The following is a 21205-nucleotide window of genomic DNA, read 5'->3' on the forward strand; positions in this document are numbered from 1 at the left end:
GGCGGCGCTAGTGCAGCCGCCAGCGCCGGTGCAGCCACAGCGAGCTCAACAGCGCTGCCGTGAAGAAGGCCGCTTCCCAGCCGCGCAGCCAGCCCGGCCCGACCGCGATCAGCTCGCGCGACGGCAGTGACAGCCGCAGGTCGCGCGTGCGCGCTCCGTCCGGCAGATAGCCGGCCGGATTGCCGATCAACCCGTTGAACCAGCGCCGCTCGTGCACGATGCGAGACGGCTGCGGCGTCGGCAATGCGATCAGCGCGCGGCCGTCCTCGACCAGCGCGATCGGATCCTCGGCGGCCGGCCACGGCAGGTCGAGACAGCCCTGCGCGTCGGTGCTCAGCGCCGGATCGTCCGTCGTCAGCGCGATGCCGGCGGGCTCGGCGCAGACGCGCACCGGCGTTCCGGGTGGCGGAAACGCGACCTCGTAACGGTTCGACAGCCAAGGCAGGATCAGCAGCGCCGGCAGACCGGCCAGCACGGCCGCGCCGGCGGTGATGCGCAGCTGGCGCAGACTCAGCGCGAACTGCCGCCGGATCAGCGGCATCAGGCCCGAGAACGGGCCGTCGTAGCTTCGCAGCTCGGCCTGCACGGCGCCGAGTTCGGCGCGCAGCGTGCCGAGCCGCGCCTGCGGCGAGACACGCCGGTAGACCCAGGCGCCGGCGACGCCGGCGGCGAGGCCGGCCAGTGCCACGCGCACCAGGGACGGCACGCCGATCGCCGCCAGCATGGCGTCGAGCGCGTCGAGCAGCGGCGCGGGAAGATCGAGCAGGCCCATCGTCACGGTGCCGCCGCGCCGCGGCCGAGCACGAGGGCGGCCAGATCGGCGATGCCGGCGACCGGCCGTTCCAGCGGCTGCGACGAGAACAGCACGCCCGGCACCGCGGCCGGGTCGATGCAGTGGTCGCCGCTCCAGTGCTGCAGGTTCTCTTCGACCAGCGCCGGACCGAGCGCACCGAGCGAGGTCTGCCACGAGGCGCGATAGCCCGGCGCGTAGCCGACCACGAGGTCGGGCGCCTCCTCGCCGTGCGTGCCCGGATACAGCACCGCGCCGTCGTAGACCTCGTGCACGATCGCCGCCCCGTCGGCCGGGTCGCGCAGGCTGCGCAGCGCATCGCGCAGCGCGGCCTTGAGCGCCGGCACCTCGGCCGGCGCGACGCTGCCCTGCGGCTCGCGGCCCTGCACGTTGAGGTAGAGACCGTTGAGGCCGAGCGCGAACGCGCGCGTGCGCGGCCAGTCCACTGCCGCGAACAGCGGCTGCTCGGGATCGGCGCCGGGCTCGATCGCGAGATAGCCCTGCTCGTGCAGCCAGCGGTTCAGATGGACCGCGCGCCGGAACGACGCGAAGCCGTGGTCGGACAGCACGATCAGGCGGTCGTCCGGCGTCATCCGCGCGAGCACCTCGCCGACGATGCGGTCGGACGCGGCGTAGATGCCGTCGATCGCATGGCGCGCGCGTTCGCTGCTGCCGGCGTGGCGCGGATGCGCCGGGTCGAGCGTGTGCCAGAACATGTGGCTGACGCGGTCGGGCTGCACGAACACCTCGATGACCAGTTCGCTCTCGCGGCGGTCGAGCGCGTCGTAGAGCATCGCCTCGCCCTCGGCCAGCGTCGTGGCGACCATGTCGAGCCAGCCGTCCTCGTCCAGATGGCCCTGGTTGAGCGCCCAGGTCTCCTCGGGCATGCCGAGCGTGTGGAAATCGCCGATGCGTCCGGCCAGTGCCGCGGCGAACGACGGCGGCGCGCTGATCGGCAGGGCCGGATCGCGCGGATCGGCCTGGATCGGCGACAGGTACAGCAGCGGCCGCGGAAAGCCTTCGGCCAGTCGCGCGCGCAGCATGCCGCCGATCGAGCCGGCGAGGCCGAGGTCGAAGCGCACGCGGATCCAGTCCGACCACACGCTGGTCCGCAGCGCGACGTTCGCATCGCCGAGCCTCAGCTGCGCGCCGTCCGCGGCCGGCGCCAGATGCAGCGGCAGCGTCAGCGCGCGGCCGTCGGTCCGCAGCGGGTCGGCCGGACCTTCCAGCTGCGCGTGCACGCTGCCGTCGGTCTCGACCGGCGACAGCACGACGCGGCCGCCGTTGTCGGCGCCGGCGATCGGGCGCGTCGCCAGGACCGTATAGGTGCCCTGGCTGCCGAGCAGGTCCGGCACGCCCATGCCGGCGATCATGCCGCTGACCGGATCGGGCGGGTAGGTAACCGGCACGCGGAACACGTTGGCGCGCCGGCCGTCCGCTTCGGCGGTCAGCCAGAACGGCGTGCCGTCGCGGCGGTTGCGCAGCTCGCCGTCGCCGAACGGCAGCCGCCAGCCGAACAGCGTCAGTGCGGCCGGCGGCGTCTGCTCGGCGATCGAGAAATCGATCGCGTACGAGCCGGGCTTGCGGCGCAGGAAGTCGAAGATGCCATGCGCGCCCGGGCCGTGACCGGTCGCGAAGCTGGCCCAGGCCACCGGCGACTGCGGCGGATTGGTCGTCTCCAGGCGCTGGTAGTGGCCGTGCTCGCGCAGCCGCGCCAGGTTCGGCAGACGTCCTTCGGCCATGGCACGTTCGGCCAGCACCGGATCGAAGCCGTCGAGGCCGATGACGATCGTCCGCGCACGCGCCGGCTGCGATGGCGGCGCCGGCTGGCAGCCGGCGACCGCGCAGACCAGCAGCAGGGCGCCGGCGAACCGGCGAATCGGCGCGTCAGCCACCTGGCGTCCCGCCACCCGGCGGCGTGCGCCGGCGTGCGCGGCGCAGCAGCCAGCGGATCGGCCAGAACAGGATCGCCGCCAGCGCCAGCACGATGCCGACCAGGATCGCCCACAGCGACCCGAGGAAGCTCACGCCGGCGCCGGGGCCGATGTAGGCGAGTGCATCCTGGCAAGCGAGCATCGCCAGTACCAGCGTCGGCACGATCGCGCCGAGCCGGGAACGCGTTGCGGAGAAGATCGTCATCGGCCTGCGTCGCGAAAAAAGGGCCGGCGATTCTAGCAGGCCGCCCGGCGCGGCCCGCGGCTGCGCGCCGGCATCGGCACGGTCGGACGGGCCGGCGATCGACGGTCCTGCGCGCAACCTGGCCGAGCGGGCGCGGCTGCGGCGCGGCTGCCCTTCGGGGATCGGCGCGATCGCGGCGCGGCCCGGCCGCCGATCGCCGTCCGCCTGCTGCACCATGCGATCGCCGCGGACGGGCTTGCTATGCTCGCACGCCGTCCTGGAACCGCCACGGCCCGTGCGCGTGCATCACGTCCCGTTCTCGCAGCGTCGTCCGGCCGCGTGGATCGCGCGGCATGCGCATTTCATGCAGCGCCTGGCCGATCTGGAGACGCGCGTGCTCGGCGATCGGCTGGCCGCGATCGACACCGCGCGTCCGGTCTGGATCTGCGGCATGGCGCGCGCCGGCAGCACGGTGCTGCTGGAATATCTGGCCGATGGCGCGACGTTCGCGACGCATCGCTACAGCGACTATCCGTGGCTGTGGACGCCGTACTGGTGGAACCATCTGTACGCGCGGCTGCCACTGCCGAAGCGGCCGCCGCGCGAACGCGCGCATCGCGACCGGCTGCTGGTCGGACCGGACAGTCCCGAAGCGTTCGAGGACGTGTTCTGGATGCACTTCTTTCCGGGGCGCCACGATCCGGCGGTCGACCAGGTAATCGGCGGCGACGCCGAGCATGCCGCGTTCGACCGGTTCCTCGACGCGCACATGCGCAAGCTGATCGCGGTGCGCGGCGCGCAGCGCTATCTGGCCAAGGCCAACGAGCAGCTGCCGCGGCTGGGCTATCTGGCACGGCGCTACCCGCAGGCGCGCTTCGTCGTGCCGGTGCGCGATCCGGTCGCGCAGGTCGCCTCGCTGCTCAAGCAGGACCGCCTGTTCATGCAGCTCTCCGGCGAGGATCCCGAGGTCGGGCGGCATCTGGTGCGCAGCGGCCATGTCGAGTTCGGCCCCGGCAAGCGGGCCTTGAACGTCGGCGATGCGGCGGCGACGCGGGCGATCACCGACTGTTTCGCGCAGGGCCGCATCGCCGAAGGCTATGCGCGGCAGTGGGCGATGCAGTACGGCCACGCGCTCGACCGCCTCGACGCCGATCCGGCGCTGCGCGATGCCTGCCTGTGGGTCGGCTACGAGGCGTTGTGCGCCGATCCGCAGGACGGCCTGCGCCGCATCGGCCGGCACGTCGGTCTCGACGAGGCCGAGATCGAGCGCCGCGTCGCGCGGCACGCGCCGCGGCTCAGCGTGCCGGACTATCCGCTGCCGTTTCCGGCCGAGGAGGTCGCCCGGCTGCGCGCGCTGACCGACCCCATACGCCGGCGCATCGCGGTCCTGTCGTGACCGACTCGGATGCGTGTCCGTGACCGGCCGCGCGTGCCGCGGCGGGTCGGTTTGCTAGCATCGGCCCGAGGCGCGCCGCGTGATGGGGATGGGCGGCCGCCGAATCCGCCGTCCGTCGCGTCGCATTGTCGGTGCCGCGGGTACGGCTCTTTCGGGGATCGTACGGGGAAATCTTCAGATGCCATCGGCCGTGTTCCGTGTCGCGACGCTGTGTTCGACGCTGGCGCTCGCCAGTGCCCTCCATGCCGAAGAACGCTGCGAGCTGTCGTTCGACAGCGGCGTCTTCGACGTCTGCACGCCGCGCGCGGCGCCGGCCCTCGGCGTCCTCGCCGGCCTCGCCGGGCGCACCGAGGCGGGCGGCTGGTCGTACTGGGTCGTCAAGTTCGCGAGCGTGCCGGGCCGTGCCGAGCGCGCGCGCCTGGAGGCGATCGGCGCCGAGGTGCTCGACTACCTGCCGCATCACGCCTATCGCGTGCGCCTGCCGGCCGGACCGTCGCCGCAGAGCCGGATCGCCGGCGCGGTCTGGATCGGCGCGATGGCGCCGCAATGGAAGATCGACAGCGGCCTGACGCAGTGGCTGATCGATGCGGCGGCAAGGCCGCCGGCGCTGCCGGTCAGCGTCGGCCTCAACGCCGGCGCCGACGTCGACGCGACGTTGGCCGCGCTGCAGGCGATCGACGGCGTCGCGCATGCGTTCGCGGTCACCAGCGCGCCGGACAAGCGCATCGTGCTGAGCGTCGAGGGTGCCAGGCTCGAGTCGGCCGTGCGCGCGATCGCGCCGCGCGCCGAGGTCGCCTCGGTCTCGCTGCGCAAGCAGATGAGCTATCTCAATGCGCGCGCCGGCTGGCTGCACCAGAGCGGCGTGCAGAACCAGCGGCCGGTGTTCGACCAGGGCCTGTTCGGTTGCGGCCAGATCATCGGCGTGCTCGATTCGGGCGTAGACTACGGCCATTGCGCGTTCCGCGATCCGGCGCTCGGTACGCCGCCGATCAGCAACTGCGCGACCGGCCAGAGCTGCGCGCCGGGCACGCCGGACTTCCAGCAGCGCAAGCTGGCGCTGTACTACAAGTGGTCGGCGAGCGGCGACGCGTCCGGTGATGCCGCCTGCAATGCGAGCACCGGTGCCGGCCACGGCAGCCACGTCGCCGGATCGATCACCGGCAACAACTTTGCCAACACGGTCGACTGTGCGGCCGGTACGTTCGGCGGTACGCCCGGCAATCTCGACGGCACCGCGCCCGGCGCCAAGCTGATCGCGCAGGAGATGGGCGAGAGCCTGGACTACCTCAACTCGCTCAACGGCACGATCTATCACGCCGCCGAGACCGCCTATCTCAACGGCGCGCGCATCCACTCCAATTCCTGGGGCGGCGGCTGCTGCTTCCTCGGCTTCATCTGCCAGTCCGGCTGCACGCTGCCGTACGACGAGTTCGCGCGCGACGCCGACCGCGTGTCCTGGGACCATCCGGACCTGATCGTCGCGATCGCCGCCGGCAACGACGGCCAGTGCTGCGCGAACACGAACAAGCAGATCGGCACGCCGGGCCTGGCCAAGAGCCCGCTGACGGTCGGCGCCTCGGGCGCCGGCACCGGCGGCGAGAACGTCGCGGCGTTCTCCTCGCGCGGACCGACGATCGACGGCCGCATCAAGCCCGACATCATGGCCCAGGGTGACGGCATCGTGTCCTCGGCCTCGGGCGGCACGCCGCCGTCCTCCACCTGCGGCACCTGCACGATGAGCGGCACCTCGATGGCAACGCCGACCGCAGCCGGCCTGGTCGCGCTGATCCGCGAGTATCTCGGCCGCGGCTACTATCCGGGCGGCGCGGCCGACGACGGCGACGCGATCGCCGCGCCATCGGGCGCGCTGATCAAGGCGCTGGCGATCAACGGCGCGCGCGACATGAGCGGTACCAGCGCGACGGTCGCCACGCCGAACATCACCGAAGGCTGGGGCCGCATGCACCTGGACGACGCGCTGTACTTCAGCGGCGACGTGCGCCGGCTGTGGCTGACCGATGCCGCGGCCGGTCTGACCACCGGCGCGGTCGACAGCTACACGCTCGACGTGCAGAGCAGCGAGCCGCTCAAGATCACCCTGGTCTGGGGCGATTATCCGGCCGCGGTCAACGCGACGCCGCACATCGTCAACCGGCTGCGCCTGGAGGTGCAGACGCCGGGCGGCGAGGTCTGGACGCAGAAACTGCCGGCCAGCGGCACGCCGAACCCGACGCAGAGCACCGCGACCTCCGGTTACGACGAGCGCAACGTCGTCCATCAGATCCGTCTGGCCGCACCGGAGGCCGGCACCTATACGGTGCGCGTGCGCGGCGTCGGCGTCGTCATGGGCGGCAGCCAGCCCTATGCGCTGGTCGCGACCGGCGCCTTGCAGGCCGAAGCCGGCATCAGCGCGGATCTCGCGCTGCGCAAGAGCGCGGCGCCGACCGCACCGGCCGGCAGCACGCTGTCGTGGAGCCTGCTCGCGTCGAACGGCGGGCCGGCGTCGGCGACCGGCGTCACCGTCGTCGACACACTGCCGGCCGGTACCGTGCCGGCGACGGCGACCGGCATCGGCTGGACCTGCCAGATCGCCGGCCAGACCGTGACCTGCACGCTGAACGCGCCGCTGGCGGCCGGCAGCGACGCCGATCCGGTCACGATCACCGCGCCGGCGCCGTCGGTCGCGGCGACCATCGTCAACGCCGCGACCGTCAGCGCCAACGAGACCGATCCGGTGCCGGCCGACAACGGCGCCAGTACGACGATCGAGGTCGTCGCGCCGGTGGACCTGTCGATCGTCAAGACCGCAAGCGTCGCCAGCATCGGCGCCGGCGAGGTGTTCGAGTACCGGCTGCTCGCCGGCGGCGCGATCGGCAGCGCGAGCGGCGTCGAGGTGATCGACACGCTGCCGGCGGGTCTGTGCGTCGTTGAGGTGCGCGCGCCGGACTGGTCGTGCCGGCTCGAGCCCGGCTCGCTCGCGTGCACGCCCGACACGGCTGCGCCCGGTCCGATCGAGATCGCGGTGCGTGCGCCCGACAAGGCCGGCACGCTGACCAATGTCGCGGCGATCTCGGCGCAGACGCCCGATCCGGCGACGTCGAACAACAGCTCGAGCGTCGACGTCAGTGTGGTCGGTGCGCCGGCCGATCGCGTGTTCGCGGACGATTTCGAAGGCAGCGATCCGGTCTGCCGCTGAGCCGGCCGGCACGCGATCGCGCGCCGGCAGTCGCGTGGTGTCCCGGCACGCTGCGTTGGCGCAGTGCCGGGGCGAGCGCGCAGACGAACCCGGCGCGTGGCGGATGCCGGCCTACAGCGACAGCCGGCGCAGCTCGGCGGCCGGCACGCTGCGCTCCCAGAGCGCGTCGAACTGCGTCGTCAGCTGCGCGTGGCGGCCCGGTGCGTAGCGGTTGCCTTCGCCTTCGTAACGGCTCGCGAGCGGCCGGTACAGATAGCCGCGCGCGTCGTTGAGCACGAATGCAGCCGCCAGCTGGCGGTCGATGTCCTCGACCGGCGTGCGCAGCGCGATCGCGCTCGACAGCCGCTGCGCAAGTGCGATCAGGCGATGGCCCTCGGCCATCGGCACGGCCGGGTCCTGGATCACGATGCGGATCCGCGCATGCGGTCCGGACAGCGCGATGCGCTTGATCGCGTCGAGCACGTCGGGCTGGTCGAGCAGCTGCGGGTCGAGGTCGCGGGTGAGGATCGAGAGCGTGTGGCGCGTGCCGGCGAGCAGGTCGCGGATCGCCTCGAGCGTATCGCCGCGCTCGATGCAGTCGTACGCGCGCGGTTCGGGCGTCGAGGCGAGCAGCGGCGCGGCGCGGCGCCCGACCGGCGCCAGCGACAGCCGCATGCGGTGATGCGGAATCTCGCATTCGAGGAAGCCTTCGCCCTCGACCGCGAAGCCGAGCGATTCGTAGAACGCGATCGCATGGTCCTGCGCATGCAGCTCGACCTCGCGATCGCCGCGCTCGCGCGATCGCTCGATCAGCACGCGCATGATCGCCGCGCCGACGCCGCGGCCGCGCCACTCGCGCAGCACCGCGATGCGCCCGATGTGGCGGTCCGGCGTCAGCCGGCCGGTGCCGATCGGTCGGTCGGCCTCGTCGCGTGCGAGCACGTGGTAGCACAGCGGATCGAGCGCATCCCATTCCTCCTCGGCCGGTACGTTCTGCTCGACGATGAAGACCTCCTCGCGGACCGCGCGCAACGCGGCCAGATCCTGCTGCCAGGCGGCAGGTTCGACGCGAAAGCGCGAATCGATCATCGGCGGCTCCGGGTGCGGCGTCCGACCAGAGCGTAATGGCCGGCGTTGACGAGCGCGAGCACGACCGCGCGATCGGCCGGCTTCAGCGGCTGGACCTCGGCCGCGCCGAGCTCGGCCTGCGCACACAGGCGCTGCGCCAACGCGCGCGAGCAGCGCTGCGTGCTGCCGGCGATGCCGAGCAGGGTCTGCCGGCCGTCGGCCACCCAGGCGCAGCGCGACCACGGATTGCGCAGCAGCGCATCGCCGCGCACCAGATGCCGCTCGAACGCTGCGTCGTCGAGCGGCCGCGGTCGCGGCGCCACCCACTGCGCGCTGCGGTAGCGCGTGATGAAGCCGACGAACCAGGCGGCGATGCCGTCGGGTCCGCTGGTTGCGGCGCCGCCGAGCAGGCCGGCGAGCCGTTCGATCGTCGCCGGGTCGATCTCGCCGGGCCTGCGCGCCGGCGCCATGCCGGCGTCGCGGTAGCGGTCCGCTTCGGCGAGGCGCTCGGCGACGAACTCGGCGTGATCGACGATCAGCTCGGCGCGCGAGGGCGCACGCATGCCGATCGACAGCGTCAGGCACGGCCCCTCGGCGACGCCGTGGTGCGGCACGCCGGGCGGCAGATAGAGCATGTCGCCCGGCTCGAGCAGCCATTCGTGCGTGGGTTCGAAGCGCTGCAGCAGCTTGAGTTCGGTATCGTCGCGGAACGCGAGCGAAGCCGCCGGATCGGTGCTGATCTGCCAGCGGCGGCGGCCGATGCCCTGCAGCAGGAACACGTCGTACTGGTCGACGTGCGCGCCGACCGAGCCGCGGTCGGCCGCGTAGCTGACCATGACGTCGTCGACGCGCCAGCTCGGCAGGAAATCGAAATGCCCCAGCAGCGCGGCGACGTCGGCGTCCCACTTGTCGACGTCCTGCACCAGCAGCGTCCAGTCGGCCGCCGGCAGCGACGTGAAATCGGTCTCCTCGAACGGGCCGCTGCGCAGCGTCCAGCGATCGCGCCGGCGTTCGTGCATGACCAGGCGCGACAGCGCAAGCTCCTCGCAGGCCAGGCCGGCGAGATCCTCGGGCGTGATCGGACTCCGGAAATCCGCGAATGCGTTGCGGATCAGCAGCGGCCGCTGCTGCCAGTGGTCGGCGAGGAAGCGCGCCGCCGGCATGCCGAGCGGCGGCAGACGGCGCGCGTCGATCTCGATCGGCGGCGCAGCGGCCGTGCCGTGCGTGCGAGGCGGGGTGCGGGTTGCGGCGCGGCGCGGCGTCTTCATCGCGTCAGACCGCCGGCGTCGAGGCGGCGTGCTCGCGCGTCGCCGCGAAGCGCACGCTCGGCCAGCGCTCCTGCGTCAGCTGCAGGTTGACGCGCGAGGGTGCCAGATAGACCAGCTCGCCGGCCGCATCGAGCGCGAGATTCATCGCGTTGCGCTCGCGGAACTCCTCGAGCTTCTTCGGATCCTCGCAGTGGATCCAGCGCGCGGTGGTGACGCCGACCGCCTCGAACGCGGACTCGACGCCGTACTCGTCGCGCAGGCGGTAGGCGACCACGTCGAACTGCAGCACGCCGACCGCGCCGAGGATCAGGTCGTTGGACATCAGCGGCCGGAAGAACTGGGTCGCGCCTTCCTCCGAGAGCTGAGCCAGACCCTTCTGCAGCTGCTTGATCTTGAGCGGATCCTTGAGCCGCGCGCGGCGGAACAGCTCCGGCGCGAAGTTCGGGATGCCGGTGAACGCGAGCGGCTCGCCCTCGGTGAACGTGTCGCCGATCGCGATCGTGCCGTGGTTGTGGATGCCGATCACGTCGCCGGCGAACGCCTGCTCGACGATCTCGCGGTCCGAGGCCATGAACGTCAGCGCGTTGGCGAGCTTCATGTCCTTGCCGGTGCGCGTGTGGAACGCCTTCATGCCGCCGCTGAACGTGCCCGAGCAGATGCGCATGAACGCAACGCGGTCGCGATGCTGCGGGTCCATGTTGGCCTGGATCTTGAACACGAAACCCGACAGCTTCGCCTCGTCGGGCTGCACGGTGCGCGTCGTCGTCGCGCGCGCCTGCGGCGGCGGCGCGTGCTCGACGAAGAAGTCGAGCAGCAGCTGCACGCCGAAGTTGTTGACGGCCGAGCCGAAGAACACCGGCGTCTGCTGACCGGACCGGTAGGCGTCCAGATCGAACGGATGCGAGGCGCCGAGCACGAGCTCCAGCTCGTCGCGCAGCTCGCGGTAGGCCTCGGCGCCGATGCGCTCGGCCAGGCCCGGCGCGTCCAGGCCCTGGAAGATCGTCGAATCCTGCCGCGTGAAATTGCGGCCGGGCTCGAAGATGTGCACCTCGTCCAGCAGCAGGTGGTAGACGCCCTTGAGGCGCTGGCCCATGCCGATCGGCCAGGTCACCGGCGCGCAGCGGATGCCGAGCACCGATTCGACCTCGTCGAGCAGCTCGATCGGCGAGCGGCCCTCGCGGTCGAGCTTGTTGATGAAGGTCATGATCGGCGTGTCGCGCAGCCGGCACACCTCCATCAGCTTGATCGTGCGCTCCTCCACGCCCTTGGCGCAGTCGATCACCATCAGCGCCGAGTCGACCGCAGTCAGCACGCGATAGGTGTCCTCGGAGAAGTCGGCGTGGCCGGGCGTGTCGAGCAGGTTGACGATGCGCTCGGCGTACGGGAACTGCATGACCGAGCTGGTCACCGAGATGCCGCGCTCCTTCTCGAGCGCCATCCAGTCCGAGGTCGCGTGGCGCGCCGCCTTGCGCGACTTGACGCTGCCGGCCATCTGGATTGCGCCGCCGAACAGCAGCAGCTTCTCGGTCAGCGTGGTCTTGCCCGCGTCGGGATGGGAGATGATCGCGAACGTGCGCCGCCGGCGCATTTCGCTGACGTGGTCGGTCATGGCTACGCCCTGAAGAGCGGATCGGCGCGGGGTCCGGCCGGCCCGGGGGCGCGCATTCTACGCGAGGCGCGGCGGTTCTTCAGGACCGGCGGCGCTCGCGCCGCCGGCATGACGGTTCAGCGGCGCGTGATCGCGATGCCGCCGCTGAAGGTCTCGATGCGCACGCGCGCCGCGCCGCTGCCGATCTTCGTGTCGAGGCTGCGGCCGGGGCCGTGGTCCTCGCTCCTGACTGTGCCGAAGTCGCTGCGGATGCGGCCGCTGAAGGTCTCGGCATGCAGGTCGACCGAGGCGTCGGCGCCGATCTGCAGCGCGACGTCGCCGCTCATCGACTCGATCTCGACGCGTCCGTCCGGATCGAGTTCGCCGCGGATCGCGATCGTGCCGGACACGGTGCCGGCACTGAGCGTGCGGTAGCGCGTGGTCTCCACGTCGATGTCGCCCGAGACGGTCTCGAACTCGAGCGCGCCGCCGGCGTCGCGCACGCGCACGTTGCCCGATACCGACTCCACGTCCAGGCGCTCGCGGCAGCCGCCGACCTCGATGCGGCCGCTGACGCTGCTCAGATCGCATTCGCCGGGCTGGCCGGCCAGGCGCAGCGCGCCGCTGACGCTCTCGACGCTGAGCCGGCGGCCGGCGCTGCCGTCGACGTCGACGCTGGCGCTGACGACTTCGATCTCCAGTTCCGCGCGGCGCGGCACCGACAGGCGCAGCGTGGTCTCGCCCATGCGCGAGTCGGCGCCCCAGCTGAACCAGCCGGACTTCTCGGGCGGTTCGACGCGCACGGTCAGATGCGATCCGCCGCCTTCGACGGTCAGCCCCTTGCTGCCGTCGCCGAGCGTGCCGGAGATCGCGACCTCGTCGCGATCCCAGACCACGACGCTGACGCTGCCCTTGATGTTGGACACGTCGATGCGCGCGTCGGCGTCGACCGCGACGGTCTGGTCGATCGGACGCGCGGCGGCCAGGGCCGGAGCGGCCGGCACCGTCAGTAAGGCGGCTCCGGTCAGCGACAGGGCGAGAGCGGCGGTTCTCATCGATGGGGTCCTCGTGGGGCTCATCCGGCTTGCGCGCCGATGCGTTCGAGTTTCATGCGCTGGGCATGGGTCCGGTTGAGCAGGCCGACCAGGAACACGGCCTCCGGCTGCTGCTCCAGCGCCGCTTCGAGCTGCGCCTGGGCGCTGTCGATGACCAGCGTCGCGCCGGCCAGGCGCGGATCGCCGCCGGGCACCTGGTCGAGCGGCACGCGGCCGACGCCGGGCAGGATGGCCGGATCGGTCCCGGCGAGCGGACGCTCGACCGGCTGGCGCTGCAGTGCGATCGCGAGCACGCCGGCCAGCGCGGTCAGCGTCACGCCGGCGGCCAGTGCCAGCGGCAGCCGGCGCCGCGGCGGCGCGACGGCCGGTGCCGCTGCGGCGGTCAGCCGCGTGGCGATGCCGGGCCACAGGTCGCGCGATGGTTCGACCGGTCCGCGCAGATCGCGCAGACGGCGCTGGATCTCGAAATCAGTCATGGTGTTCTCCCAGCATGCGGCGCAGCAGGCCGCGCGCCCGGTGCAGTTGTGCTTTCGACGAGCCGACCGCCATGCCCAGTTCGCGGCCGATCTCCTCGTGCTTCCAGCCTTCGATATCGTGCAGGATCAGCACCGCGCGTGCACGCGGCGGCAAGCGCGCGACGGCCTGCTCCAGATCGCCGCGCTCGCCGGCGCAGAACGGCCGGACCGGTTCGGCGGCCGCCTCGAGCACGTCGGCTTCGTGCGCGTCTTCCGGATCGCGGCTGCGCAGCTCCATCAACGCGACGTTGACGGCCAGGCGGTGCAGCCAGGTCGTGAACGCGCTCTCGAAGCGGAAGCTGTCGAGCTTCTGCCAGGCGCGCACGAAGGCCTCCTGGGTCAGCTCCTCGGCGCGCGCGGCGTTCATGCCGGACAGGCGCCAGACCGCGCCGTGCACGCGCCCGGCATGGCGGCGGTACAAGGTTTCGAAAGCCCGCGTGTCGCCGGCGACGGAACGGCGCACCAGGTCGGCGTCCGCGGGTTCGTTCCGGGAGGCGTCCATCGACGGCAGGGGCATGGCGAGGCAGGCGGTGCTCATGATGGCGCTTGAGATGCCGTCGCGCCAAGAAGGGTTTAGTCGCACGCCGAAGAGGCGGCGGCCGCGCCGCGATCGGGGACGCGTGCGGCGGCATGTGGCGGTCCTGCCGCCGTCTGCGTACAGGTGTGCTCGCCGGGGCGCCGTCGGCCCCGATCCGTCATGCTCGCACGGGTTCGGCGTTATACCGGTTGCCGCGTCATCATCGGGACCGGCCGAGCCCCGAACCGGCCCGGCACCGCGCGGCGGCGGCGTGCGGCCGGCGCCGCACGCCTTGTTCCGGCCCGTCGAACCCCTCAGCCTGCCGCCGCGCGCGCCGGCCGCGGCGCGGCAGCCGCGAGCGCGTCGAGAATGCGCCGGCGTTCGGCTTCCAGGCGCGGCGGCATGCGCGCGCCGAAGCTGGCCAGATATTCGCCGATCGCCTCGACCTCCGGCAGCCAGGCGGCCGCATCGACGTCGAGCAGGTCGGCCAGCGCCGAGCGCGACAGATCGAGGCCTTCCAGGTTCAGGTCGCCCGGCCGCGGCACGTAGCCGATCGGCGTGTCGCTGGCCTCGCTGCGGCCGGTGCAGCGGCCGAGGATCCACTCGAGCACGCGCAGGTTGTCGCCGTAGCCCGGCCACAGGAAGCGGCCGTCGGCTCCCTTGCGGAACCAGTTGACGTGGAAGATCTTCGGCAATTGCGCGCCGGGCCGGTCGAAGCTCAGCCAGTGCGCGAAATAGTCGCCGTAGTTGTAGCCGCAGAACGGCTTCATCGCCATCGAGTCACGGCGCAGCACGCCGACCGCGCCGGTTGCGGCGGCGGTCGTCTCCGAGCCCATCGCCGCGCCGATCAGCACGCCGTGCGCCCAGTCGTGCGCCTCGAACACCAGCGGGATCAGCGACGGGCGGCGGCCGCCGAAGACGATCGCCGAGATCGGCACACCCTGGGCGGCCTCGGCCTCCGGCGACCAGCTCGGCGCCTGGCGCGCGCTGACCGTGAAGCGCGAATTGGGATGCGCGGCCGGGCCGTTGGCCGGATCGTACGGCCGGCCCTGCCAGTCGATCGCCGGCTGGCCGGGCAGGCCTTCCCACCACGGTTGGCCGTCGGCGGTCACCGCGACGTTGGTGAAGATCGTGTCGCGCTGGATCGTCGCCAGCGCATTCGGATTGGTCGACTCGCTGGTGCCGGGTGCCACGCCGAAGAAGCCCGCTTCCGGATTGATCGCCCACAGGCGCCCGTCGGCGCCCGGCGTCATCCAGCAGATGTCGTCGCCGATGGTCCAGACCTTCCAGCCGTCGCGCCGATAGCCTTCCGGCGGGATCAGCATCGCCAGATTGGTCTTGCCGCAGGCCGACGGGAACGCGGCGGCGACGTAGTGGCGCTCGCCCTCGGGGTTCTCGATGCCGACGATCAGCATGTGCTCGGCCAGCCAGCCCTCCTCGCGCGCCTGCCACGAGGCAATCCGCAGCGCATGGCACTTCTTGCCGAGCAGCGCGTTGCCGCCGTAGCCCGAGCCGATCGACTTGATCGTCAGCTCCTCCGGGAAGTGCATGATGAAACGGCGCTCCGGGTCGAGATCGCCGGTCGAATGCAGGCCCTTGACGAAGCGGCCCTCGCGCTCGATGCGCGCCAGCGCCGGCGCGCCCATGCGCGTCATCAGGCGCATGTTGGCGACCACGTACGGGGAGTCGGTGATCTCCACGCCGCAGCGCGACAGCGGCGAGTCGATCGGGCCCATGCAGTACGGCACGACATAGAGCGTGCGGCCCTGCATGCAGCCGTCGAACAGCGCGTCGATCTTGGCGTGCGCCTCGGCTGGTGCCATCCAGTGGTTGTTCGGGCCGGCATCCTCGCGCTCGCGCGTGCAGACCAGGGTCAGGTGCTCGACGCGCGCGACGTCGGACGGATGCGAGCGATGCAGATGGCAGCCCGGGTGGGTCTGCGCGTTGAGCGGCAGCAGGTCGCCGCGCTCGAGCATCCGATCGGTCAGCATCCGGTTTTCGGCATCCGATCCGTCGCACCAGTGAATCGCGTCGGGGCGGGTCAGACGCGCAACGTCGTCCACCCATCGGTTCAGGGCTTCCAGCGTACTGGACATGCGTTCCTCAGGTGCGCGCGAGGCACACTCGGCAATAAGAAGGTGCAACCGACGTTAGCGGCGCCACCAGGCCATTGCAAGGAAATAAGATGTTGCAGCGAAGCAATGCGATCACGCGGAAAAACCGCGCGAAACCGCTGCATTCGGCTCAGTTCGGCGCCGGCAGCAGGGTCTGCATGACATGCTCCATGTAACGCTCGAATTCCTCGTGGCTGAGCCGCGGCAGGCCGGCGCGCGCCAGCTGCAGGAACCCCGCGTAGGCGGTATACGCCAGCCGGGCGCGCAGCGCCGCGGCGACCTCGTCGAGGCCGGCCTGACGATAGGCCACGGTCAGGAAGTCCAGGCGCCGCTGCGAGACGCGCTCGATCACCGGCTGCACGAGCGGATGATCGAGCGCCTTGAGCAGCGCCGCGAAGATCACGTGCGACGGCAGCTCGTGGGCGATGCGGCCGAACAGCTCGCGCAAGCGAGCGCGCGGCTCGGCGATCGAGGCGAGCGGGGCGAAGATCTCCTCCTCGTCCTGGCGCTCCCAGCTTTCCAGCGCGGCCTTCAGCAGCGCCTCGCGCGTCGGGAAATGCCAGTAGAAGCTGCCTTTGGTGACGCCGAGGCGGCGTGCCAGCGGTTCGACGGCGATGCCGGCCAGGCCGTATTCGGCGATCGCGTCGAGCGCGGCGCGCTCCCAGTCGGCGGCGGAGAGTCGGCTGCGGTTTTCGCTGCCGACGGCTTTTTCGGAGGGGACTGACATCGGCGCAGTGTGCACCAGGGCGGTTGCCTGCGCCTAGAGCCGCACGGTCCGTCGTGGGGCGCAAGCGGTTGATCGGATTGCCGCAACGCACCATACGTGCGCGTATTGAAAAGCGGTGTGCAGCGTTCCATACTTTTGCGTATGGACTCTCCCGACCTGCCCGAGCCGGCCGCCTGCGCATTCATTGCGCGCGACGGCGTGCGCCTGGCCGCCGAGCGCTACGGTGCGCCGGACGCGCCACCGGTGCTGTTCGCGCATGGTTTCGGCCAGACCGGCCTGGCCTGGCGCGCCAGCGCGGCCCGGCTCGCGGCCGCGGGGCGGCACTGCATCGCCTTCGACGCGCGCGGTCACGGCCGCAGCGGCCGACCGGCCGACGGCGAGTACCACCTCGAGGCGTTCGCCGACGATCTGCTGACGGTCGCGCGCGGCTGCGCCACGGCACCGGTCCTGGTCGGCGCCTCGATGGGCGGCCTGCTCGGCCTGCTCGTCGAGGGCGAGCAGGCGCCGCTGTTCTCGGCCCTGGTGCTGGTCGACATCACGCCGCGCTGGGAGCCGGCCGGTGTCGCGCGGATCCTGGCGTTCATGCAGGCGCATCCGGACGGCTTCGCCGACCTCGACGCCGCGGCCGCGGCGATCGCCGCGTATCTGCCGCAGCGCGGCGAGCGGCGTTCGCCGGAACGCCTGCGCGACTTGCTGATCGCCGGTGCCGACGGCCGTTTGCGCTGGCACTGGGATCCGCGCATGCTCGGGCCGGTCGCCGGCGAGGGCGAGCGCTACCAGCCGCGCCTGTTCGCGGCGGCGCGCCGGATCCGTGTGCCGACCCTGCTGGTCAGCGGCGGTGCCAGCGATGTCGTCTCGGCCGAGACGATCGGCGAGTTCCTCGCCCTGGTGCCGCATGCGCGGCACGTCTCGGTGGCCGACGCCACGCACATGGTCGTCGGCGATCGCAACGATCGATTCACGCGTCATGTGGAAGAGTTCCTGAATACGCTGCCGTCGAGGCCGCCGCCGGAGCCGATCCGGCCGGACGGCGCGCCGTCCTCCCGTCCGGTTCGAGGCTAATGCCGAGGAGTCCCCGATGATCCACCTGCTTCCTCTGATCGCCGCGCTGCTGGTATCCATCACCGCGGCCTACCTGCGCGTGTCGCTGCGCGTGTGGACCGCGGTCACCGCGGTCTCGATCCTCGCCGCCGGCTGGCTCGGCGGCGCGCACTGGCTGGCGACCGCGCTGACCCTGATCGTGTTCGCGGCGATCGCGCTGCCGCTGAACCTGCCGGATCTGCGCCGCAGGAAGATTAGCGCGCCGCTGCTGTCGGTCTTCAGCAAGGTGCTGCCGCAGCTGTCGGACACCGAGCAGACCGCTCTGGAAGCCGGTACGGTCGGTTTCGAGGGCGAGCTGTTCACCGGCATGCCGGACTGGGCGCAACTGCTCGGCCAGCCGAAGCCGGAGCTGACGACCGAGGAGCAGGCCTTCATGGACGGCCCGGTCGAGCAGCTCTGCGCGATGGTCGACGACTGGCAGATCACCCACGAGCTGGCCGACCTGCCGCCGGAGATCTGGGAATTCGTCAAGAAGCACAAGTTCTTCGGCATGATCATCCCGAAGGCCTACGGCGGCCTGGGCTTCTCGGCGCTGGCGCATTCGGCGGTGCTGCAGAAGCTATCGAGCATGTCGGCGACGCTGGCCTCGACGGTGGCGGTGCCCAACTCGCTCGGCCCCGGCGAGCTGCTGCTGCACTACGGCACCCCCGAGCAGAAGGACTACTACCTGCCGCGCCTGGCCGACGGCCGCGAGATCCCGTGCTTCGCGCTGACCGGTCCCTACGCCGGCTCCGATGCGACCTCGCTGCCGGACTATGGCGTGGTCTGCAAGGGCGAGTGGAACGGCGCCAACGTGCTCGGCGTGCGGCTGACGTTCGACAAGCGCTACATCACGCTGGCGCCGGTCGCGACCCTGGTCGGTCTGGCGTTCCGCATGGTCGACCCGGACGGCCTGCTCGGCGACGAGAAGGACCTCGGCATCACGCTCGCGCTGATTCCGCGCGATACGCGCGGCCTGGAGATCGGCCGCCGCCATTTCCCGCTGAACATTCCGTTCCAGAACGGTCCGGTGCGCGGCAAGGATCTGTTCGTGCCGCTGGCGCAGCTGATCGGCGGCCCGGAGATGGCCGGGCAGGGCTGGCGCATGCTGGTCGAGTGCCTGTCGGTCGGCCGCGCGATCTCGCTGCCGTCCAATTCCAGCGGAGCCGGCCGCGCCGCGGCGGCCGCGACCGGCGCCTATGCGCGCATCCGCAAGCAGTTCGGTCTGGCGATCGGCCGTTTCGAGGGCGTCGAGGAAGCGCTCGCGCGGATCGGCGGCTACACCTATGCGATGACCGCGCTGTCGCGTGCGACCGCTGCCGCGGTCGATCGCGGCGAGAAGCCGGCGGTGCCCTCGGCGATCGCCAAGTACCACGCGACCGAATGGGCGCGCGCGATCTCGGCCGACGCGATGGACGTGCATGGCGGCAAGGGCGTGATCCTCGGCCCGAAGAACTACCTCGGCCGCGGCTACCAGAGCGTGCCGATCGCGATCACGGTCGAAGGCGCCAACATCATGACGCGCTGCCTGATGATCTTCGGCCAGGGCGCGATCCGCTGCCATCCGTACGTGCTCAAGGAAATGCAGGCCGCCGCGCTGCCGGACTACGGCGAGCGCCTGCGCGCGTTCGACCACGTGCTGTTCCAGCACATCGGCTTCGGCTTCTCGAACGCTGCGCGCAGCTTCGTGCTCGGCCTGACCCATGCGCACATCGGCTCGGTACCGGGCGATGCCTATACGCGTCGGTTCTACCGCAAGCTCAACCGCTACTCGGCCGCGCTGGCGCTGGTCGCCGACACCTCGATGCTGGTGCTCGGCGGCAAGCTCAAGTTCAAGGAGAAGCTGTCCGGCCGCCTCGGCGACGTGCTGTCGTACCTGTATATCGCCTCGAGCCTGCTCAAGCGCTACGAGGACCAGGGCCGTCCGGTCGCCGACCGCCCGTTCCTGGCCTGGGCGTTCCACGAGTGCGTATGGCGCATGCAGATGGCGCTCGACGGCGTGCTGCGCAATTTCCCGGTGCGGCCGGTAGCCTGGCTGCTGCGCGTGCTGGTGTTCCCGCTCGGCCGCCGCGAGGTGCCACCGTCCGACCGGCTCGGCCGCCGCGTCGCCGCGCTGCTGACCGCGCCGAACGAAGCGCGCACGCGCCTGCTCGAATGGACCTATCTGTCGCCGACGCCGAACAACACGATCGGCCGCATGAACGCGCTGCTGCCGGAGGTCATCGCGGCCGAGCCGGTCGAGCGCAAGTTCCTCAAGGCGCTCAAGGCCGGCGAGGTGAGCGGCCTGGATTTCGCCGCGCAGGTCGCCGACGCCGAGGCGCGCGGCGTGATCGACGCCGCCGAGCGCGCATTGCTCGAGCGCGTGCGCGTGGCGAGCTTCGAGTTCATCTCGGTCGACGACTTCGACCCGGCCGATCTGGCCGCCGGCGCGCGCAAGGAAGATCCGCGCGCCTTGCGTTCGGTGGCCTGACGGGCCGGGCGCGAGCCGGCCGCTGCATGGCCGGCTCGCGCGTTTCGCGTGGCGGCCTGCGCCGAGACGGTGGCGGCTGGCCTAACCATTGCGCGTCAGGCGCCGGTCGCGTGGCGAGCGCGGCCCGGCGCTCGACTCGCGAATCGCAGGCGATGACCGAAGCCGGCTCGAGGCGTGCGGCTCATTCGGCCGGCGCGCAGGCCGCGCCGGCCTCGATCTCGATCAGCGCATGGCCGGGCTTGATGCCCATCGCGGTGCCCTCGTGGCCCGGCCGCGGCGTCGTCAGCGCGACGGCGGCATCCCAGCGGAAGCAGACCGGCAGGGTGCGGAAATTGCTGCCGATCGGCTCGAACCACCAGGCCGCGCAGCGCGCTTCCTGGTCGCACAGGGCCTGGCATTGCCGCGGGTTCGCGTCGGCTGCCAGTTCGACGCTGTCGAACAGCTGTCGGTCGGCCTCCTCGAGGTTCCCTGCGGTGCCGCCGCTCGGCCAGGTCTGCAGGCCTTCCGCGTAGGGTTCGCCGCCGACGAAACGGCCGCACGCGGTGGTGGCGGGCGGTGTCGAATCGACCGCCGCGGCGGCAGCCTGACGCAAGGCGCTGTCCAGTTGCGCCGCATCGGCCGCGTCGAGGAACAGCCCGCCGGTCGCGCGTGCCAGGCAGGCCAGCTGCTCGCGCGCCGGACCGCGCGCGTCGAGATCGAAGCCGATCACGTGCGCGGTGAAGTCCACGCCGCCGGCCTCGAGCTCGGCGCCGAGCGCGCACGGATCGGCGCCGCAGGTCTCCTCGCCGTCGCTGACCAGGATCACCGTCGCCTTGCGCTCGGTGGAGCGCAGCGCGGCCGCCGCCCGGCGCACCGACTCGGCGATCGGCGTCATGCCCTTGGGCTGCACGGCGTCGATACGCGCGCGCAGCGCCGCGGCATCGAGCGGACCGGGCGGCTGCAGCAGTTCGATGTCGTCGCAGTCGCCCTTGCGGCGATGGCCGTAGGCGATCAGGCCGACCTCGGTCTCGCCGTCCCATCGATCGAGCATCGTCGAGACCGCCTCGCGCGCGATCTCGATCTTGGTCCGGTCGCCGATGCGGCCCCACATCGATCCGGATGCGTCGAGCACCAGCACGGCGGCGGGCTGTCCGGTCGCGGCCGGGACGGAGGCCGACAGCAGCAGGGCGAGCGGGAAGGCGGCAAAGGCGGTCATGGAGGGCTCCTGCGACGAAGATGGGCGCTCCTACGCAAAACGGCCGTGGATCCGGACAGCCCTCGCGGCCGTCGGCAGCGCCGCGCCGACGGTGCTGGCCCGCCGGGCGCCGCCCAATGGCTGCGCGCC

At 71.8% G+C, this 21205-nt stretch carries 16 protein-coding genes; 4 read left to right on the forward strand and 12 right to left on the reverse strand.

The annotated features are described in order from the left end of the window. Positions 1 to 7: 7 nt before the first annotated feature. The 3 genes from VMR06_RS16355 to VMR06_RS16365 are packed head-to-tail and all read right to left on the reverse strand — an operon-like array spanning position 8 to position 2929. Positions 8 to 778, reverse strand: coding sequence for a hypothetical protein (locus VMR06_RS16355; protein ID WP_325378279.1), 771 nt, complete (start codon positions 776 to 778; stop codon positions 8 to 10). Further along, positions 775 to 2685 carry an alkaline phosphatase family protein gene (locus VMR06_RS16360; protein WP_325378281.1) on the reverse strand — a complete coding sequence of 637 codons (1911 nt, stop codon included), beginning with the start codon at positions 2683 to 2685 and terminating at the stop codon, positions 775 to 777. Before VMR06_RS16360 ends, VMR06_RS16355 begins: the two co-directional genes overlap by 4 nt. Then, positions 2678 to 2929 (reverse strand): hypothetical protein, encoded by a 252-nt coding sequence (locus VMR06_RS16365; protein WP_325378283.1) that lies wholly within the window; start codon positions 2927 to 2929, stop codon positions 2678 to 2680. Before VMR06_RS16365 ends, VMR06_RS16360 begins: the two co-directional genes overlap by 8 nt. A 280-nt stretch (positions 2930 to 3209) precedes the next feature. On the opposite strand from VMR06_RS16365, the gene VMR06_RS16370 reads away from it, so the two are divergent. Together VMR06_RS16370 and VMR06_RS16375 are read left to right on the forward strand one after the other, a co-directional pair. Further along, positions 3210 to 4304 carry a sulfotransferase gene (locus tag VMR06_RS16370; RefSeq protein WP_325378287.1) on the forward strand — a complete coding sequence of 365 codons (1095 nt, stop codon included), beginning with the start codon at positions 3210 to 3212 and terminating at the stop codon, positions 4302 to 4304. A 178-nt stretch (positions 4305 to 4482) separates the two neighbouring features. Beyond that, the gene (locus VMR06_RS16375) at positions 4483 to 7500 is read left to right on the forward strand and encodes a S8 family serine peptidase (protein ID WP_325378290.1); all 3018 of its coding nucleotides are present in this window, start codon (positions 4483 to 4485) and stop codon (positions 7498 to 7500) included. Positions 7501 to 7611: 111 nt separating this feature from the next. On the opposite strand, the gene VMR06_RS16380 is transcribed toward VMR06_RS16375, so the two are convergent. From VMR06_RS16380 to VMR06_RS16415, 8 genes are all read right to left on the reverse strand, one after another. After that, on the reverse strand, positions 7612 to 8568 hold the full coding sequence (locus tag VMR06_RS16380) for a GNAT family N-acetyltransferase (protein ID WP_325378293.1): 957 nt from the start codon (positions 8566 to 8568) through the stop codon (positions 7612 to 7614). Beyond that, positions 8565 to 9815: a JmjC domain-containing protein gene (locus VMR06_RS16385; protein ID WP_414648163.1), complete on the reverse strand. Its 1251-nt coding sequence runs from the start codon at positions 9813 to 9815 to the stop codon at positions 8565 to 8567. The genes VMR06_RS16380 and VMR06_RS16385 overlap by 4 nt, the downstream gene beginning before the upstream one ends. 4 nt (positions 9816 to 9819) lie before the next feature. After that, positions 9820 to 11424 (reverse strand): peptide chain release factor 3, encoded by a 1605-nt coding sequence (locus VMR06_RS16390; protein ID WP_325378295.1) that lies wholly within the window; start codon positions 11422 to 11424, stop codon positions 9820 to 9822. A gap of 116 nt (positions 11425 to 11540) precedes the next feature. Next, on the reverse strand, positions 11541 to 12458 hold the full coding sequence (locus VMR06_RS16395; protein WP_325378298.1) for a DUF4097 family beta strand repeat-containing protein: 918 nt from the start codon (positions 12456 to 12458) through the stop codon (positions 11541 to 11543). Between the two features lie 20 nt (positions 12459 to 12478). After that, positions 12479 to 12934, reverse strand: a complete 456-nt coding sequence (locus VMR06_RS16400; RefSeq protein ID WP_325378300.1) for a hypothetical protein — start codon at positions 12932 to 12934, stop codon at positions 12479 to 12481. After that, complete coding sequence (locus VMR06_RS16405; protein ID WP_414648164.1) at positions 12927 to 13490, reverse strand: RNA polymerase sigma factor; 564 nt, start codon at positions 13488 to 13490, stop codon at positions 12927 to 12929. The genes VMR06_RS16400 and VMR06_RS16405 overlap by 8 nt, the downstream gene beginning before the upstream one ends. Positions 13491 to 13804: 314 nt before the next feature. Next, positions 13805 to 15586: a phosphoenolpyruvate carboxykinase (GTP) gene (locus VMR06_RS16410; protein WP_325378302.1), complete on the reverse strand. Its 1782-nt coding sequence runs from the start codon at positions 15584 to 15586 to the stop codon at positions 13805 to 13807. Positions 15587 to 15734: 148 nt separating this feature from the next. Beyond that, positions 15735 to 16346, reverse strand: coding sequence for a TetR/AcrR family transcriptional regulator (locus tag VMR06_RS16415; RefSeq protein WP_414648165.1), 612 nt, complete (start codon positions 16344 to 16346; stop codon positions 15735 to 15737). Positions 16347 to 16472: 126 nt separating this feature from the next. On the opposite strand from VMR06_RS16415, the gene VMR06_RS16420 reads away from it, so the two are divergent. Continuing rightward, positions 16473 to 17393 carry an alpha/beta hydrolase gene (locus tag VMR06_RS16420; protein ID WP_325378305.1) on the forward strand — a complete coding sequence of 307 codons (921 nt, stop codon included), beginning with the start codon at positions 16473 to 16475 and terminating at the stop codon, positions 17391 to 17393. A gap of 16 nt (positions 17394 to 17409) precedes the next feature. Beyond that, on the forward strand, positions 17410 to 19881 hold the full coding sequence (locus tag VMR06_RS16425; protein WP_325378307.1) for an acyl-CoA dehydrogenase: 2472 nt from the start codon (positions 17410 to 17412) through the stop codon (positions 19879 to 19881). A gap of 181 nt (positions 19882 to 20062) precedes the next feature. Here the strand turns inward: VMR06_RS16425 and VMR06_RS16430 are convergent, their stop codons facing one another. Beyond that, positions 20063 to 21076 (reverse strand): vWA domain-containing protein, encoded by a 1014-nt coding sequence (locus VMR06_RS16430; RefSeq protein WP_325378309.1) that lies wholly within the window; start codon positions 21074 to 21076, stop codon positions 20063 to 20065. Between the last annotated feature and the right edge of the window lie 129 nt (positions 21077 to 21205).

The sequence above is a fragment of the Dokdonella sp. genome (assembly GCF_035511235.1).
Lineage (GTDB): Bacteria > Pseudomonadota > Gammaproteobacteria > Xanthomonadales > Rhodanobacteraceae > Dokdonella.